We start from the raw sequence: 15,198 nt of genomic DNA on the forward strand, positions 1-15,198 counted from the left end.
GTAGTGCGGGTTCACCAGGTCCAACGACCATCCCCCGGTACAACGTTCCCCGCGTGCTCCCCCGTCGGCGGAGCGCCACCGTACGGCTATCCCGAAGCCGTGGCCAGGTCGAGCACCAGCTGGGGCGCGACGGAGAACACGACGGCCAGGGCGACCGCGAGCCCGGCGGCCACCCAGGTGGCGGGAAACGTCCGGCGGGCGGCGGTGACGGCGGGGGCGGGGGTGAAGAGCCGGCCTGCCCAGACGACGTAGTAGTAGAGCCCGATCACCGTGTTGACCGCCATGACCACCGCCAGCCAGCCGGCCCCGCCGTCCACGAGCTCGCGGAAGACCACGATCTTGGCGAAGAGACCGGCCAGCCCCGGCGGGAGCCCGGCCAGGCAGATCAGGCAGAACGCCAGCACGAGCGCCACCACGGGGCTGTGGAAGACGAGCCCCCGGTAGTCGTCGAGCTCGTTGCGCGGCGCCGTCCTGGAGACGATCATGACCACGGCGAACGCGCCCAGGTTCATCGCCGCGTAGATGACCAGGTAGGCGACGGAGGCGCCCACCGCTCCGGTCAGCAGGGCATCGCCTGACCTGCCTGTTCGGGACGCCACCGCGATCGGAGCCAGGATGTAGCCCGACTGCGCGACCGAGGACCAGGCCAGCAGCCGCACGGCGGAACGCTGGCGCATGGCCAGCAGGTTGCCCACCGTCATGGTGAGCGCGGCGACGATCGCGATGATCGGCGACCAGGTGGTGGACTGCCCGGCCAGGGCGGTGACCAGCAGCAGGATCAGGCCCGCGAACCCGGCCGCCTTGGAGATCACCGAGAGCAGGGCGGCGATCGGGATGGGCGCGCCCTGGTAGACGTCCGGCGCCCAGGCATGGAACGGCACCGCGGCGATCTTGAACCCGAACCCGGCCGTGACCAGCACGACGCCGACCGTGACGACGGCCGGCAGCCCGTGGGCGGCCTCCAGTGCCGGTGCGAACGCCTCCGGGGGCGGGCCGGCGCCGCTGAGGACGGCGGCGATCCGGGAGAGGTGGACCGAGCCCGCGACGCCGTACAGCAGGGAGACCCCGAACAGCATGATCGCCGTGGACACGACCGAGACCAGGAACAGCTTGATCGCGGCCTCCGACGAGCGGCCGTCGTAGCGTTTCAGCGCGGTGAGGGCGAAGACCGGGAGCGACACCAGCTCGAGGGCCACCACGAGCATGATCAGGTCGCGCGAGGCGGGTAGAGTCACCGCGCCGACGAGGGTGCAGAGCAGGAGGAAGTACCACTCTCCGACCGGGATGCCGCCGCCGGCCAGCTCGGTCATCGACATCAGCACGACCACCACGGCGGCCACGAGCACCACCCCGGCGAAGATCAGGGTGAACCGGTCGGCCACGAACGAGCACAACCCGGCGCCGTCTCCGGCTTCCCGCGCCGCGGCGCTCGCCGGCACAGCGGCGCCCGCGGCCCTGGCGAGGCCGTCCGGGACGCAGAACGTGGCAAGCGTCTGCCCGCCTCGGGCGGCCTGCGCCACGACGAAACCCAGGGCGGCGAGGACCCCGGCGAGGGTGATCAGCCCCAGGCCCGCCGTGGTCCGCCGACCGGCTGGGAGGAAGGCGTCGAGCAGCAGCACGAGCCCGGCCGCGAGCGCCAGCACCAGAGGTGGAGCGATCACGAAGTAGTGGATCTGCTGGATCATGACAGGGCTCCCAGCAGGGTCTGCACGGCCGGTGTGGTGAGCGAGAGGAGCAGCTTGGGCCAGAGTCCGAACACCAGGATCAGCACGATCAACGGCACCCAGGCGACCAGCTCGTAGCCCCTGATGTCGCGCATGCCCTCGATCGTCGCCTCGGGGACGAACGGCTCCGTCTCGGACGCCTCCGGCCGCTCACCGGCCGCCTCTGCCCCGGCGCCCGGCCCATCCGGGCCGAGACCCGCAGCCGAAGCGGGCGGCTCCTCCGCCGGGCCGGGGTGCGTCGCGACCAGGCTGGGGACCGTCCGGGCCGGTAGGCCGTGGGTCACGCGGGACAGCATGACGAGGAAGTACGCCGCCGTCAGCACCGCCCCGAGCCCGCCGATCACCATGAAGACGAGGAACAGCCCGCGCGGCAACGCCTCGGCCGGCTGGAAGGCGCCCAAGAGGGACAGCATCTCCCCCCAGAACCCGGCCAGCCCGGGGATGCCGAGCGAGGCGATCGCGGCGAAGGTGAGGACCGCGCCCAGGTGCGGCAGCGTGGCCAGCATGCCGCCGCCCAGCGACGGCATGTCGGCCGTGCCGTACCGTTCCTTGATCGCGCCGGCCAGGAAGAACAGCAGGCCGGTGATCAGGCCGTGGGCGACGTTGGCGAACAGGGCGCCGTTGATGCCCACCGTGGTCAGCGTGGCGAACCCGAGCAGCACGAACCCCATGTGCCCCACGGAGGAATAGGCGATCATCCGTTTGAGATCGCGCTGGGCGAGGCAGGCCAGGGAGCCGTAGACGATGCCGACCACCGCCAGGGCTCCCAGCCACGGCGCGATCGCCACCGCTCCCTCGGGCAGGACGGGGATGGCGATCCTGGCGAATCCGTAGGTGCCCATCTTCAGCAGCACCCCGGCCAGCAGCACCGAACCGACGGTCGGCGCCTCGGTGTGCGCGTCCGGGAGCCACGTGTGCAGCGGCCACATGGGCGTCTTGACCGCCAGGCCGATCCCCACCGCCGCGAACGCGAGAATCTGCACCGCCCTCGACATGCCCGCGCCGTGTGCCTGACCGAGGGCGACGATGTCCAGGGTGCCGGTCTGGGACCAGATGAGCAGCAGGCCGAGCAGCATCACGACCGAGCCGAGCAGTGTGTAGAGGATGAACTTGATCGCCGCGCCCCGGCGGCCCCTGCCTCCCCAGATGGCGATCAGGAAGTACATCGGGATCAGCACGATCTCGAAGAACACGAAGAACAGCAGCAGGTCGAGGGCCAGGAACGTGCCGATCATGCCGACTTCGAGGACGAGCAGCGTGAACACCAGCGCTCTCGGCCTGCCGGTGGCGGAGGCCCGAAGCTGGCCGGGGCCGCGCGCGTCGCCCCAGCTCAGGTAGGCGAAGCAGAGGAACGTCAGCAGGGCCGTCAGCACCACCAGCGGCAGCGAGATGCCGTCGACCCCCAGGTGGAACCGGAGGTCGAGGCCCGGGATCCACGGCTGGTCGACGGTGAACTGCGGCCGGGCGGCCTGCGCGTAGTCGAACGTCGCCGCCAGCATCACGGCGAGCGCCAGCGTGAGGCCCGAAAAGGCGAGCCCGTAGACGCGCAGCACCGGCCGGAGCGACCCGGGCGAGATCAGCAGCAGCGAGGCTCCGAGCAACGGGACGGCGAGCAGCGCGACGGGAAGCCAGCCCATCATGCGAACACCACCGCCCCGACCACGATCAACAGGACTCCGGCCAGCAGGCCGGTCACGTAGAGCTGGACGTTGCCGTTCTGGACCAGCCGCAACATCCCGGACAGGCCCTGCATCGTGCGTCCCGAGCCGCGCACCGCGCCGTCCACCACCCGGTCGTCGGTCCGGACCACGAGCCTGGCCAGCGCCAGCACCGGGCGCACGAACACGGCGGCGTAGAGGCCGTCGACGTAGAACGCCCGCTCGCACGGCCCCAGGAACGGACCGAGCACGCGTGCCGGATCGGCCGCCGGATCGCCGCGCCAGAACGCGTAGACGACCCCGCCGCCGAGCAGCGTGAGCACGACGCTGATGGCGGCCACCCCCAGATCGAGGTGCACCCCTCCGGCGAACCCGAGCAGCAGGGCGGGGACCGCCAGCAGCACGATGGGCACCAGCATCGTCCTCGGCGCCTCGCGGACGTCGACCACGTGGGCCGTGCCGGGTTCGGGCTCGGGCAGCGCGACCACCCTGGCCTCGCCGAGGAACGTGCGCAGCCAGGCCCTGGTGGCGTAGGCGCCGGTGACGGCGACCGTCGCGAGCGCGCAGCCGTACAGCAGCAGGGCGGCGGCGTCCGTCAGGCGGCCACCCGTCAGCGCGCGTTCCATCGTGAGCAGGAGCGCGTCCTTGCTGAAGAATCCGCTGGCCGGTGGGATGCCCGTGAGGGCGGCGAACCCCACCGTCATCGTCACGAACGTGACCGGTAGCGTCCGCCGGAGCCCGCCCATCTGACTCATCAGGTTGGAGCCGACGTGGTGGATCACCGCGCCCGCGCAGAGGAACAGCAGCGCCTTGAACGCGCCGTGAGTGAGCAGGTGGAAGATCGCGGCGCTGTCCGACCCGGCCGCGAGCCCTCCGGCCATGTAGGCGAGCTGGCTGACCGTGGAGTAGGCGAGCACCCGTTTCAGGTCGTCCTGGGCGAGCGCGGCCAGGGCGGCGCCGAGCATGCCGAGGGCGGCGATGACGGCGAGCACGTCGAGCGTCGGGCGAGCGGCCAGGAAGGCGGGAAAGAGCCTGGCCACGATGAAGATCCCGGCCGCGACCATGGTGGCCGCGTGGATCAGCGCGCTGATCGGCGTCGGTCCGGCCATGGCGTCGGGCAGCCAGGTGTGCAAAGGCACCTGGGCGCTCTTGCCCGCCACCCCGGCGAGCAGCAGCATCGTGGCGGCCACCAGCGTGCCCGCGGACATCTCGGGCACCTTGGCCAGCACGTCGGCGATGCGGAAGCTGCCCGCCGAGACGCCGAGCACGAAGATGCCGAACAGGAAGCCGACGTCACCCAGCCGCGTCACCAGGAAGGCCTTGACCGCTGCCCGCGAATTGGCCCGGTCTTCCCACCAGTGTCCGATGAGGAGGTAGGAGCAGAGGCCCATGATCTCCCAGCCCACGTAGAGGACCAGAAGGTCGCCCGCGTAGACGACGAGCAGCATCGCGCTGGTGAACAGGCTGATGAAGGCGCTGTAGGAGGGATAGCGCGGGTCGTCGTGGAGGTAGCCGACCGAGTAGACCTGGACGGCCAGCGCCACGAACGTCACCAGGACGCCGAGGATGGCGGACAGGTCGTCGGCCTGGAGGGTCAGCGAGATCGGGATGCCACCGGTGACGATCGTGCCGTAGGTGCGGCCGACGGGTTCTCCCGGCGAGGCCCCCTCGAGGAACGCGAAGCCGGGGCCCCAGGCCAGCCAGGTGGCCAGCACGGCGGAGGCTGCCGTCGGGAACACCGCGAACCACGCGGCCCGTCGACGGCCTGCCGCTCTCCGCGTCTCGGGGGTGCCCGGTGACCGGAAATGCGGCCGGCGCGAGAGGAGCAGGCCCGCGAAGGCCGCGACGAAGGGCAGGAGTACGGCCAGCAGCGGGAAGATCGTCACAGCTTTCCCCCTCGCTCGGCGGGCCGCTCGTCTCCACGCCCGTTGCCCGACGGGCCGGCCGGCGGCTGGGCGGGATGGCGCTCCGCGGGCTCGTGTGGCTCGTCGGATGGCGCCCTGGGAGTGCCCGTCTGCTCGGGCGGCTCGGCCACGGGGTGATCGACGGACTCGGTCGCAGGTGTGTGGCCGATGCGTGTGATCACGGGTCCGGGGGCGGTCGCAAGCGGGCCGTCGCTGGACTGGGTCGCCCTCGATGCAGGGCCGGCGGGCTCGCCGAGATCAAGGGAGTGATCGCTGGGGGCCCACGGCCGTCCGGTTGCGTCCGTCGAGTCTGCCGGTGGTGCGGTGGGCTCGGCCAGGTCACGGAGCTGGTCGATGTCGACGGTCCTGCGGTTTCGGTAAAGGGCCAGGACGATCGCCAGGCCCACGCCCACCTCGGCGGCCGCGATGACGATGACGAAGAGCGTGAGCACTTGACCGCTGTGCAGCCGGTCACGCAGCCACACGTCGAACGCGACCAGGTTGAGATTGACGGCGTTGAGCATCAGCTCGACCGACATCAGCACGAGAATCGTGTTGCGACGTGCGAGGACGCCGTAGACGCCGACAGAGAAGAGGAGTGCGGAGATGACCGCCGGGTAGACGATGTGCACTAATGCCCCCCGGTGCGGTCAGGTGGCGAGTCGCGGGAGTGGTCGGTCGAACCGCCGACCTGACGGGCCGGTCCCCCGGTCTCATCGGCTACCGAAGCCCCGCTTCGCTCGACCGAAGCCCCGCCCCGCTCGACCGAAGCCCCGCTTCGCTCGACCGGATCCCCAGACGGAACGGCTGGACTCGCGGACGGCGTGGCCGTACTGCCAGACGGAACGGCCGGACTCGCGGGCGGAGCGGCTCGCTTCCCGGGTGGGGCGGTTGAGGGGCTGGGTTGGGCGGGCGGGGCGCCGCCGGGAATGTCCGTGCGGGACAGCACGATGGCGCCGATCAGGGCGGCCAGGAGCAGCACGGACAGGGCCTCGAAGGGCAGCACCCATGTGCTGAACACGCTGGCTCCGAGCTCTTTCGCCGCGCCCGCGCCGGGCGTCAGAGGGGTGTAGGCCATGTGGAAGCCGTCGATCACCACCGTGACCAGGATGGCTGCCGTCGCCAGCGCCACTACCGCGGCCACCACCCGGTTGCCGCTGTCGAGGTCGGCGGAGCGGCCGATCGGGGCGCGGGTGAGCATGATCCCGAACAGCATCAGAACCACGACGGCGCCCACATAGATGAGCACCTGGACCCAGGCGACGAACTCGGCTGTCAGAACGAGGTAGCATCCGGCCAGCGCACCGAAGGAGACCACCAGCCACAGGGCGGCGTGAACGAGTTGGCGGGTCGTGACAACGAGCAGCGCCGATCCGACCGCCACCGCACCCAGCAGCAAGAGGACGACTTCTTGCCCCGTGGGTGACAGGTAGGAGGGCACCTCCTCGATCACGAATCCTCCTCGGACTCCCTTGTCCCGTCAGGGTCGAGTCGCCCGGGCGGGCGGATGGATCGAGGGTCGGCCATCCGGCGCCTGCGCGGCCTCGGGCCTGCAGTCTGCTCCTTCGAGCCGGGGTCCGGGCGCGGCTCTCCCGAGGCTGTGGACAACTCTTCCTCTGCCGGCTTGCCTGTGGATGACGGGCCGTTCTGGGGGCGCTCCGAGGGCGGTGTGCGGTCTGGCCCGGCTCCAGACGGCTCGCCGCCCGTCTCGGAACCCGCTGCCTCACCCCTCGCCTCGGACATCGCCCTCTCGGCCGTCCCAGTCCCGGGGCCCTCCGCCTCGGACATCGCCCTCTCGGCCGTCCCAGTCCCGGGGCCCTCCGCCTCGGACATCGTCCCCTCGGACGCGCCACTCTCGGGGCCCTCCGCCTCGGACGCTCTCTGGTCCTGGGAGGCAGTTGCTGGGGCCGCCGTCTCGGATGACGCCGTCCCCCGGCTCACATCTCCAGAGGTCACAGCGCCTGAAGGCTCATCCTCGGAAGCCGCGCCTTCCGACGACACCGTTTCCGCAGACGTGGTTTCCGCAGGCGCGCTCCCGGAAGGCGCGGTCTCAGATGTCGCCGTCCCCGGAACCGCCGCCCCGGAGGCCGGGGCGCCCGAGGGCAAACTCCCGGAGGTCGAAGTTCCGGAGGTTATGGGCCCGGAAGATGCGGTCCCGGAGGTCAAGGGCTCGGAGGATGTGGTCTCCGAGATCGAAGTTCCGGAGGTCGAGGACCCGGGGGATGTGGTCTCCGAGATCGAAGTTCCGGAGGTCGAGGACCCGGAGGATGTGGTCTCGGGAGTGGAAGTTCCGGAGATCGAAGTTCCCGAGGATGTGGTCTCGGGGGTTGAGGGGGCGGGTGTGTGCTTGTCCGGCGTACCGGGTGGGCGTTGTTCGGTGCTCGTTGTGTCGTCAACGGGCTGCCGCGTACTCGCCGGTGGAGCCGGGGTGTCGGGGCGAGGGCGGCGGGAGGATGCAGGGCGAGCCGGAGCGGCGCCCGGGCGGCGAGGGGCGGCCGTGAGCTCCTTGGGCGGCTCGGCGCCGGGGTCGTGGGCGGGAGGGGGTGGGACAGTGGGAACCCAGGTCGCGAGCCGGTCCTTCTCGTGCAGGAGATTACGGATGTCGCCCTCGGCGTACTCGAACTCGGGAGACCAGAACAGCGCGTCGAACGGGCACACCTCGATGCAGATACCGCAGTACATGCACAGGGCGAAATCGATGGCGAAGCGGTCGAGGACGTTGCGCTGGCGGGGGCGACCGCCCTCGGGGGCCGGGATCGTCTCCTTGTGGGAATCGATGTAGATGCACCAATCGGGACACTCTCTCGCACACAGCATGCAAGAGGTGCAATTCTCCTCGACTAGGGCGATCACCCCCCGGCTGCGAGGCGGGAGGGCGGGCTTGACCTCGGGATACTGCTGCGTGACGGATTTGCGCAGCATGTGGCGGAGGGTGATGGACAGCCCCTTTGCGAGTCCGACTCCCGGTATCCGTCCCATATTCAACATCATGGCGCACTTGGCGGCGCAGGTGAATGAGCAGGAGACTCTGTCCCCAGGTTTTCCACAGCTATCCACAGGCTTGGGGGAGGTTATCCACAACATGGGTCCACAGCCGATATAGGCAAGTACGGGACGATAACCTGCCGCCATGTCGAACACCCATCCGCGCGGCCCCAGCGGTCTGGCGTGGACCGCCGCCGTGGGGTGGGCGGTCCTGCCGCTGTTCACGTGCGGCCTGGCGGCCCCGTTCACGATCGGGTTCGCCGCCTACTGGTTGCGCAGCGTGTGGCTGGTGCTCGCCACTGCCGCGTACACGGTCTGCATCGGTTCGTTCGTCATCGCGGTGATGGGTTACACCGAGTTCGACGACATCCCGGAGCCGATGTCCACGCTGGTCTCTGTGGCGCTCATGGTCAGTTGGCTGGGCGGGGTCATCCACTCGGGCATCCTGGTTCCGGCGATGGCCAGGGCCCGGCACCGGCAGCCGGTCTATCCACATCCGGCTCCTCACCAGCGACCCGGATATCCACACACCGATCCGCACCAGCGCACCACCTCTCCCAGCACCCACCGGCGGCCGGGTGAGCCCGAATGGATCGGGCACTACCGCGTGCTCCGTTCGCTCGGGCGAGGCGGACAGGGCGCGGTCTATCTCGCGATGGCGCCCAACGGGGTGCAGGTCGCGGTGAAAGTCCTGCACGACCTGGTGGACGAGACGGCTCGGATGAGGTTCGCCAGGGAGGTCGACGCCGCGCGCAGGGTGGCGACGTTCTCCACAGCCCGGCTGCTCGACGTGAGCATCACGGGCCAGCACGCCTACATCGTCAGCGAATACGTCGACGGCCCATCACTGGAGCAGCTCGTACGGCGCCACGGCCCGCGTGACGAGGGCAGCCTGACCCGGCTGGCGTTGTCCACAGCCGGGGCGCTGGCCGCCATCCACAAGGCGGGGATCGTGCACCGCGACTTCAAGCCGAGCAACGTGCTCATCGGGCACGACGGGCCGCGAGTGATCGACTTCGGCATCGCTCGCGCGCTCGACCAGGTGACCATGACGTCCGGGAAGATGGTCGGCACGCCACCGTACATGTCGCCCGAGCAACTGACCGGGGAGCAGGTGGGGCCGGCCTCCGACGTGTTCAGCTGGGCGGTGACGATGATGTTCGCGGCCACGGGGCGGCCGCCGTTCGGCGAGGACTCGGTGCCCGCGGTGTTCAACCGGGTGTTGACCGTTCATCCAGACTTATCCCCTTTACCGCCCACCCTCCGGGGTGTCGCGGGCTCCTGCCTCCAAAAGAGTCCCCTCGACCGGCCCTCCGCCTCGGACGTGATGCTGGCCATCGTGCACTGACCATGCCGGCCATCAGGCGGTGGAGCCTGTTCTCGCCGCCGACGCGCCGGGCCGCCGCTCAGGGTGTCGCCTCTCGGCACGTCCGGACCAGTTGGAGGTATTCCTCACGCGACACCCGGTGTACGGCCAGCCTCAGGTTGTATCGCTGAGCGAATCGATGGACCGTACCGACGTCCCACGGCCCCGGAAGGTGATGGAGCGGCTGCCCGACCCCGTCCAGGACGAAGAGCCCCACCGCGGATGGAATCGACGCGGGCGCGACGGGCACCCGAACGGAGTCTCTGGTCACGTCGACATCCGACGGCACAGAACCCGGCACGTCGACACCCGACGGCGCAGGGCCCGGCGCAGGAGGGGGTGGCGGGCCGGAGTGCGGCGAAGCCGGGGATGTGTTCGGCGAGTCCGGCAGACCTGCTGGGGTGAGACCCGTGGCAGGGTTCGGCGGGAGCGGATGAGCGCTGATGTGCGTGGAGGTGGGTGGGGGGTCGTAGCCGTAAAGGGGCGTGGAGGTGGGTGGGGGGTCGTAGCCGTAAAGGGGCGTGGAGGTGGGTGGGGGGTCGTAGCGGTAGAGGAGGAGGGTGGAGGCTTCCGAGCGGTGGACCCCGACGCGCAGCTCGGGGATCGCCTCCTTGCCTCGCCCGATCCGCAGCTTCCCCTGCTTGACCGTCAGATGCGCCCCGCCCGCCTGCCCTAACACGGTTCCGTTCCGGATCCGCCACCTCTGGACGCGGGCCATCACGGGCCGTAACACCAGGAGCGCCGGGCTGAAGGCGATCATCAGCCACTTGGCGTCGATCAGGTCGAGCGCGAGCCGGCCCACGGTGGCGAGCCCGCGCCAGGCCATCCAGGCGCCGGTCGAGGTGAGGTAGGCCATCACGCCCAGCCCGACGACTCCGGCGCAGATGGCCACCGGCGCGCGCCATCGGCTGAGGAACGGCCGGTCGCGGCCGTGCAGGCGTCGCCAGCCGGGGGCACGTCCGGCGAGGACCGCCCGGGTCCGGCGGGGCGGGTCGTGGTGCCCGTCCACGAAACGGAGGCCGGTCGTCGCGGTGAAGGCCGCCACGTGCCGGCGGTCCCACGGGCCGGGCAGATCGACGAGGACGAGACCGTCGGCGTCGAGGGCGGCGAGGCCGCCGATGACCTCGCTCAGCTTCTCGGCGTGGTCCTGAACGTAGGAGTAGTAGTAGAGCGCGACCGGTTTGACCCGTATCGCGAGGCGCGCGGCGTCGTCCGTGGCCGTAAGCGCGTGCCCGTCCCAGAACAACGCGGTCTTCGTCTCTTCCCCGAGTGGCCGCACCCAAGCGCGCAAGATAGGTCACATCCCCGTAAGGCCCGCTTCCTCCCTATCACAAATGAACGGGCAGGGAGAACGGGAAGAATCGGTCAGATCATGACCTTCACCACGCCGGTGAGCGCGAGCTGGGCGAGGGCCAGGGGCACCAGCACGGCCCAGGCGAGCTTCTGCAGCTGGTCTTCGCGCAGCCGGGGAAAGGTCACCCGCAGCCAGATCACCACGAAGGCCAGCAGGAACACCTTGCCCAGGGTCCACAGCCAGCCGGGCAGCAGCGGCCCGTGCCAGCCACCGAGGAACAGCACGGTGGTCAGGAACGACAGCACGACGATGCCGACGTACTCGGAGAGCATGAACAGGGCGAACCGCATGCCGGTGTATTCGGTCATCGGGCCCATGATGATCTCGGACTCGGCGATCGGCATGTCGAACGGCGGGCGGCGCAGCTCGGCCAGCCCGGCCATGAAGAACACCACGCCGCCGATCGCCTGCCAGGGCAGCCACCACCACTGCCAGGCCTCGACGATGCCGGGCAGGGAGAGGGTGCCCGCGGCCATCGCCGCCGAGGAGGCGGCCAGCACCAGCGGCAGCTCGTACGACATGAGCTGGGCGGCCGATCGCATGCCGCCGAGCAGGGAGTATTTGTTGGCCGAGGCCCACCCGGCGATGATCGAGCCGAGCACGCCGACGCCCATCACCGCGAGCACGAAGAACAGGCCCAGGTCGAGGTCGACGCCGACCAGGCCCTTGTCGAGGGGGATGGCGATCATCACGACGAGGTACGGCACCAGCGCCACGCCAGGGGCGATCATGAAGATCCGCCGGTCGGCGGCGGCCGGGATGACGTCCTCCTTCTGCGCGAACTTCACCCCGTCGGCGATCAGCTGCGCCCAGCCGTGGAAGCCGCCGGCGTACATCGGCCCGAGGCGTGACTGCATGTGGGCCATCACCTTGTGCTCGGTCTGCCCGATGATCAGCGGCAGCACCAGGAAGACGACGAGGATGACGGCGAAGGTCAGCACCACGTCAAGCATCGGGTGTCCCCCAGTCGGCCGGGACTCCGGGCGGAAGCGTCTTGCGGCGGCTGGGCGCTCCGTGTCCCGACTCGCCGGGCTCCTTGGCGCCGGGCCACGCCTTGGCGACGCGGGCGGCGAGGATGAAGTCCTTGCGCAGCGGGTGGCCCTCGAACCCGTCGGGCAGCAGCAGCGGCACCAGGTAGGGGTGGCCGTCGAAGGTCACGCCGAACATCTCGTACGTCTCGCGCTCGTGCCAGTCGGCGCCCCGGAAGACGCCCACGGCCGAGGGCAGCCGCGGGTCGGCGCGCGGGATCCGGGTGCGCACCAGCAGCCGCCGGCAGGCGACCGGATCGTAGAGGTGGGCGACGACGTGGAAGCCGTCGGGCGGGTCGTCGACCCCGGTCAGCCAGTCGAAGAAGGTGTAGCCGGTGTCGCGGAGCTCGGTCAGGACGTCGATCCAGTCGCCGGGGTCCAAGTCGGCCGTGGTCTCGCCGTAGGTCTCGGAGAGCTGGGCCCGCTCGGAGAGGCTCACGCCTCCTCCCCGTGGGCGCGGGACCACAGGTAGCGGTCGCCGAGCTTCTCTCCGGCGATCTTCTCCTGCAGCTTCATGATCCCGTAGAGCAGCGCCTCGGGCCTGGGCGGGCAGCCGGGCACGTAGACGTCGACGGGGATGATCTGGTCGACGCCGTTGGTCACGCAGTAGGAGTCCCAGTAGGGGCCGCCGGTGTTGGAGCAGGCCCCGAACGAGATCACGTACTTGGGGTCGGGCATCTGCTCGTAGAGCCGTTTGACGGCGGGGGCCATCTTGTCGGTGACCGTGCCCGAGACGATCATCAGGTCGGCCTGCCGGGGGCCGTTGGCGAACGGGATCACCCCGAACCTGATGAAGTCGTGCCGGCTCGCCGAGGTCGCGATGAACTCGATGGCGCAGCAGGCCAGCCCGAAGTTGAACACCCACAGCGAATAGCGCCGCCCCCAGTTGAGGATGAAGCGCATGGGCTTGGGCGCCAGCCGTGAGCCCGGCCCGACCGTGGGCATCGGGAGATCCGTTGCTGCCATACCGCCCATTCTTCCTCGAATTGCTGGTCAGGCAAAGGAGACCGCTCGCCCGGCCTCGCCGGGGAGGTCACGAGGGGTGCGCGGGCGAGTCGATCTAGGTCCAGCTCAGCACGCGCTTGCGCCAGGCGTAGAGGATGCCGAGCGCGATGACGCCCAGGAAGACGAACATCTCGACCAGCGTCGTCAGCCCGAATCCGGGCGCGTCGAACACCGTGGCCCAGGGGAAGAGGAAGACCGCGTCGACGGCGAAGATCACGTACAGGTAGGTGAAGACGTAGTAGCGGACCTGGGACTGCGCCCAGCCGTCGCCCACGGGATCGACGCCGCACTCGTAGCTGGTCAGCTTCTCGGGCGTGGGCCTGGTCGGGCGCAGCAGGCGGTTGACCAGGAGGGCCCCGGCCACGATGGCCACGCCGATCGCGAACAGCGCGGCGACCAGCAGGTAGGACCCGAAGTAGCCGTCCATGTCGCGATCGTAACCCAGTCAAGCCTCTGACCCCATAGCCCCAAATCACGGCAAAAGGCGTTTTTGACCTCATAATGTGACATCCATGCACATAATGCGATTCTTCGGAGGAATCGCGTTGATGGCCGTCAGCGCAGCGGGTTGCGGGCTGGCCTCCGCTTCCCCCGAGCGGGACGTCCTCGTCCCAGCAGAGCCGACCATGATCGACTTTGTCGATCCCGCCGAGGTCGCCGGCCTGACCACCGGCACGCTGGCCGAGAACGGCGACCGGCACGTCTACATCAGCTACCCCCAACTGAAGGACACCCCACGGCTCAACGAGGCGCTGCGCGAGGAGGCCGCGCGCCTGCTACGCACCTTCCGCGCCGCGACCGGCCCGAGCGCGGGCGCCACGTCCGGCTCCTCCTCTCCTCCTCGCTCCGCTCGTCACGAGCTGAACGTCGACTGGCAGCTCACCGCCGCCTCCTCCCAGGTCGTCGGGGTACGGCTGCGCACCGGCCGCCACCTCGGCGCCGACTGGACCAACTCCACCAGAACGCTCTGGTACGACCGCGAGAGCCGCACCGCGGTCGGCTCGACCGGGCTGCTCTCCGGCGAGGCGGCCCTCGGCGAGCTGACGGGACTGGTCAAGGACGAGCTGAAGGACCGGGGCCCCACGGTGGACTGGAGCCGGCTGTCGGTCAAGGGCGACGCGTTCGACTCGATGGCGTTCAACCGGGCCGGCGAGCTCGTGGTGGAGTTCGACGACTGCCAGCTCGGGCCCTGCTCGCTGGGGCGGCTGGCGGTGGCCGTGCCCGCGAAGAAGGCGGAGCCGCTGCTGTCGGAGACGGGCCGCCGGGCGCGGGACAGCGCGCGGGAGCGCGGACGGCGGCCCGTGGAGCCCGCGGAGGCCGTGCCGCCGCGGCGGACGGAACCGGCGCCCGCCCCCGACGCCGCCAGCTCGATGGCGGGCACGGTGGACTGCGCGAAGGTCAAGTGCGTGGCGCTGACCTTCGCCGACGGGCCGGGCCCCGACACGGCTAAGGCGCTCGACGCGCTGCGGGAGGCGGGCGCGCGGGCGACGTTCTTCACGGTCGGCTCCAACGCCGCGGCCGACCCCGGCCTGCTGCGCCGCATGCGGGACGAGGGGCACCTGGTCGGCAACCACGGCTGGTCGCACCGGGACCTGTCGAAGCTGCCCACGAGCAAGATCAGCGACTCGCTGGCGCGGACCGCGGACGTGCTGACCACCGCCATCGGGCAGACGCCCAAGCTGGTACGCGCGCCGTACGGGGCTGTGAACGCCGACGTGCTGGACGTGGCGCGGGAGATGGGGCTCGCGCTGGTCGGCTCCGACGTCGACCTGCTCGACCGGCCGGGCGACAGCCCGGAGGCGATCGCCACGCGCGCCGTCAAGGGTGCCCGAAACGGGGCGATCATTTTGCTGCGCGACACCCATCGCCCGACAGTCGAGGCGATTCCGGACATGCTAAAAAGGCTTCGCGGGAAGGGTTACGTGTTCGTCACTGTTCCAGAGCTGTACGGCCCCGCAGGGATGGTGGCCGGACATCTGTATCCGTCAGGGACGGACGAGACGCGAGGGTAGCCCTGACTCAGCCCACGCTCAGGGGGGACGTATAGTTGGCGCTCGTGACCCGTACCGTCCTCTTCGCCCGTCTGCACGTGGACCTGTGCAGGCTCGCCTCCGGGCTGTGTCACGTTTACGGATCTCCCGCTACCCCCTGAACGCCCATCACGTTTACCCGCA

The 15,198-nt window shown here is 70.3% G+C and carries 13 protein-coding genes and 1 pseudogene; 3 read left to right on the forward strand and 11 right to left on the reverse strand.

The features are described 5' to 3' along the window. Positions 1-86: 86 nt before the first annotated feature. From AB0C16_RS01040 to AB0C16_RS01065, 6 genes and pseudogenes are all read right to left on the reverse strand, one after another. Complete coding sequence (locus tag AB0C16_RS01040) at positions 87-1,685, reverse strand: NADH-quinone oxidoreductase subunit N (protein WP_357677476.1); 1,599 nt, start codon at positions 1,683-1,685, stop codon at positions 87-89. Then, positions 1,682-3,364, reverse strand: coding sequence for an NADH-quinone oxidoreductase subunit M (locus AB0C16_RS01045; protein ID WP_357677477.1), 1,683 nt, complete (start codon positions 3,362-3,364; stop codon positions 1,682-1,684). Before AB0C16_RS01045 ends, AB0C16_RS01040 begins: the two co-directional genes overlap by 4 nt. Then, on the reverse strand, positions 3,361-5,268 hold the full coding sequence (locus AB0C16_RS01050) for an NADH-quinone oxidoreductase subunit L (protein WP_357677479.1): 1,908 nt from the start codon (positions 5,266-5,268) through the stop codon (positions 3,361-3,363). Before AB0C16_RS01050 ends, AB0C16_RS01045 begins: the two co-directional genes overlap by 4 nt. A 365-nt stretch (positions 5,269-5,633) precedes the next feature. Next, a pseudogene (gene nuoK / locus AB0C16_RS01055) lies at positions 5,634-5,918 on the reverse strand (NADH-quinone oxidoreductase subunit NuoK); the annotation flags it as partial. Then, positions 5,918-6,739, reverse strand: coding sequence for an NADH-quinone oxidoreductase subunit J (locus AB0C16_RS01060; protein ID WP_357677482.1), 822 nt, complete (start codon positions 6,737-6,739; stop codon positions 5,918-5,920). The pseudogene nuoK and the gene AB0C16_RS01060, both read right to left, overlap by 1 nt. Further along, positions 6,736-8,418: a 4Fe-4S binding protein gene (locus AB0C16_RS01065; protein WP_357677484.1), complete on the reverse strand. Its 1,683-nt coding sequence runs from the start codon at positions 8,416-8,418 to the stop codon at positions 6,736-6,738. The genes AB0C16_RS01060 and AB0C16_RS01065 overlap by 4 nt, the downstream gene beginning before the upstream one ends. Between AB0C16_RS01065 and AB0C16_RS01070 the strand changes: the two genes are divergently transcribed. Next, entirely contained in the window at positions 8,417-9,619 is a 1,203-nt protein-coding gene (locus AB0C16_RS01070; protein ID WP_357677485.1) for a serine/threonine-protein kinase, read from the forward strand. The two genes, AB0C16_RS01065 and AB0C16_RS01070, sit on opposite strands and share 2 nt — an antisense overlap. 58 nt (positions 9,620-9,677) lie before the next feature. Here the strand turns inward: AB0C16_RS01070 and AB0C16_RS01075 are convergent, their stop codons facing one another. The 5 genes from AB0C16_RS01075 to ndhC form a co-directional block, all read right to left on the reverse strand. Further along, positions 9,678-10,916, reverse strand: coding sequence for a hypothetical protein (locus AB0C16_RS01075; RefSeq protein WP_357677488.1), 1,239 nt, complete (start codon positions 10,914-10,916; stop codon positions 9,678-9,680). A gap of 86 nt (positions 10,917-11,002) precedes the next feature. Beyond that, positions 11,003-11,944: an NADH-quinone oxidoreductase subunit NuoH gene (nuoH, locus tag AB0C16_RS01080; protein ID WP_357677490.1), complete on the reverse strand. Its 942-nt coding sequence runs from the start codon at positions 11,942-11,944 to the stop codon at positions 11,003-11,005. After that, entirely contained in the window at positions 11,937-12,458 is a 522-nt protein-coding gene (locus tag AB0C16_RS01085; protein ID WP_357677492.1) for an NADH-quinone oxidoreductase subunit C, read from the reverse strand. Before AB0C16_RS01085 ends, nuoH begins: the two co-directional genes overlap by 8 nt. Beyond that, positions 12,455-12,922 carry an NADH-quinone oxidoreductase subunit B family protein gene (locus tag AB0C16_RS01090; RefSeq protein ID WP_357677710.1) on the reverse strand — a complete coding sequence of 156 codons (468 nt, stop codon included), beginning with the start codon at positions 12,920-12,922 and terminating at the stop codon, positions 12,455-12,457. Before AB0C16_RS01090 ends, AB0C16_RS01085 begins: the two co-directional genes overlap by 4 nt. Before the next feature lie 157 nt (positions 12,923-13,079). Continuing rightward, a complete protein-coding gene (ndhC, locus tag AB0C16_RS01095; protein WP_357677493.1) occupies positions 13,080-13,451 on the reverse strand; it encodes an NADH-quinone oxidoreductase subunit A in 372 nt (123 codons plus the stop codon). A gap of 121 nt (positions 13,452-13,572) precedes the next feature. On the opposite strand from ndhC, the gene AB0C16_RS01100 reads away from it, so the two are divergent. Together AB0C16_RS01100 and AB0C16_RS01105 are read left to right on the forward strand one after the other, a co-directional pair. Beyond that, on the forward strand, positions 13,573-15,036 hold the full coding sequence (locus tag AB0C16_RS01100; protein ID WP_357677494.1) for a polysaccharide deacetylase family protein: 1,464 nt from the start codon (positions 13,573-13,575) through the stop codon (positions 15,034-15,036). A gap of 44 nt (positions 15,037-15,080) precedes the next feature. Further along, positions 15,081-15,176 (forward strand): putative leader peptide, encoded by a 96-nt coding sequence (locus AB0C16_RS01105; protein ID WP_357677495.1) that lies wholly within the window; start codon positions 15,081-15,083, stop codon positions 15,174-15,176. Positions 15,177-15,198 lie beyond the last annotated feature (22 nt).

Origin of the sequence: Nonomuraea sp. NPDC048916 (genome assembly GCF_040649575.1) — a bacterium.
Classification (GTDB): domain Bacteria; phylum Actinomycetota; class Actinomycetes; order Streptosporangiales; family Streptosporangiaceae; genus Nonomuraea.

What these genes read in the sequence shown, in the direction of transcription:
- AB0C16_RS01040 (WP_357677476.1), bottom strand. Translation starts at nt 1,685, where the DNA reads ATGATCCAGCAGATCCACTACTTCGTGATCGCTCCACCTCTGGTGCTG.
- AB0C16_RS01045 (WP_357677477.1), bottom strand. Translation starts at nt 3,364, where the DNA reads ATGATGGGCTGGCTTCCCGTCGCGCTGCTCGCCGTCCCGTTGCTCGGA.
- AB0C16_RS01070 (WP_357677485.1), top strand. Translation starts at nt 8,417, where the DNA reads ATGTCGAACACCCATCCGCGCGGCCCCAGCGGTCTGGCGTGGACCGCC.
- AB0C16_RS01065 (WP_357677484.1), bottom strand. Translation starts at nt 8,418, where the DNA reads ATGGCGGCAGGTTATCGTCCCGTACTTGCCTATATCGGCTGTGGACCC.
- nuoH (WP_357677490.1), bottom strand. Translation starts at nt 11,944, where the DNA reads ATGCTTGACGTGGTGCTGACCTTCGCCGTCATCCTCGTCGTCTTCCTG.
- AB0C16_RS01090 (WP_357677710.1), bottom strand. Translation starts at nt 12,922, where the DNA reads ATGCGCTTCATCCTCAACTGGGGGCGGCGCTATTCGCTGTGGGTGTTC.
- ndhC (WP_357677493.1), bottom strand. Translation starts at nt 13,451, where the DNA reads ATGGACGGCTACTTCGGGTCCTACCTGCTGGTCGCCGCGCTGTTCGCG.
- AB0C16_RS01100 (WP_357677494.1), top strand. Translation starts at nt 13,573, where the DNA reads ATGGCCGTCAGCGCAGCGGGTTGCGGGCTGGCCTCCGCTTCCCCCGAG.